This is a genomic window from Methylobacterium sp. GC_Met_3, assembly GCF_026540775.1.
Taxonomy (GTDB): Bacteria; Pseudomonadota; Alphaproteobacteria; order Rhizobiales; family Beijerinckiaceae; genus Methylobacterium.
Map to the genome: position 1 here is coordinate 1 of NZ_JALNUL010000169.1, position 897 is coordinate 897.

The window sequence follows — 897 nt, forward strand, 5'->3', positions numbered from 1 at the left end:
GCCGGCAAGCGCTCGATCCGGCGCCGACGGATGAACCGCGCTTGCCGCCAATTTTTAATCGGACTATTCATCCAAGTCATAGACATTCCATTGCATTTATATATTTTAATGGCACTTTTTGTTGCCAGAAAAAGTCTTAATACGTTCGAAAGGCCAGCGACCTGCGCTTGGTATTTGCTTATTAACTGAAGTCTATCACATAAACATATGGGACGAGACTTGCTAATATTGGAAGAAAGCTATCGCGTGATGGCTTCTTCGTCGCAGATCACAGCGGCGTTGCAGTTGGCTTCGGCCTGCAGGTCGATCAAAGCTCGATGCACCGCGGGTTCAGCGCGGTTCGTGGCGAAGGTTCCAAGGAACTGTCGCATGACATGGCGCACCCCGGCATCGTTGATGGTGCGCTGGTCGTCGTCGTAGTACCGCCCGGCATTCGCGCTGCCGGTAATGAGGTCGTAGGATGGGAAATAGACGATCCTGTCGCCTCGCGCGACGCATACTTCCCCGGCCGCGGCACGCAAGATCGACTTCGAATAACAATTCGAAGTCATGACGTGCTGATCCAGGTAAGTGGCCACCATCGCGACGGGTGAAACCGTCATCACGACGCGCGCCGATGGATTGACACGCCACAACCGGTCCAAGAAACCGTTCAGGTCGTCGATGACCTCGGCGACGCCCACGTTGACGAACGCGTAGAGGGTTGGGTCGTAGGTCCCGCCCGCAACCCCCGGGGCGAGCGGCAGAACTGCTCCATCCGCACGCCAACGCCAGCTCTCGGTCTGACCGAGCGTGATCACCAAAACGTCTAACGTCTCGAACAATTGACGCACGGCGGCAAAATGAGCGTCGCGCGCCGCCCGTACCTCGTCCGCGCTCGCGAAGCCGCCCGGTTGG

At 57.4% G+C, this 897-nt stretch carries 2 protein-coding genes; one reads left to right on the forward strand and one right to left on the reverse strand.

The genetic code is table 11. From position 1 onward, the window contains the following. A partial coding sequence (locus OXS27_RS32340) for a hypothetical protein (protein WP_267361751.1) occupies positions 1-189 on the forward strand: 189 nt, incomplete at its 5' end. 50 nt (positions 190-239) lie between these two features. On the opposite strand, the gene OXS27_RS32345 is transcribed toward OXS27_RS32340, so the two are convergent. Then, on the reverse strand, positions 240-897 hold a 658-nt coding region (locus tag OXS27_RS32345; protein WP_267361752.1), incomplete at its 5' end, for a GSCFA domain-containing protein.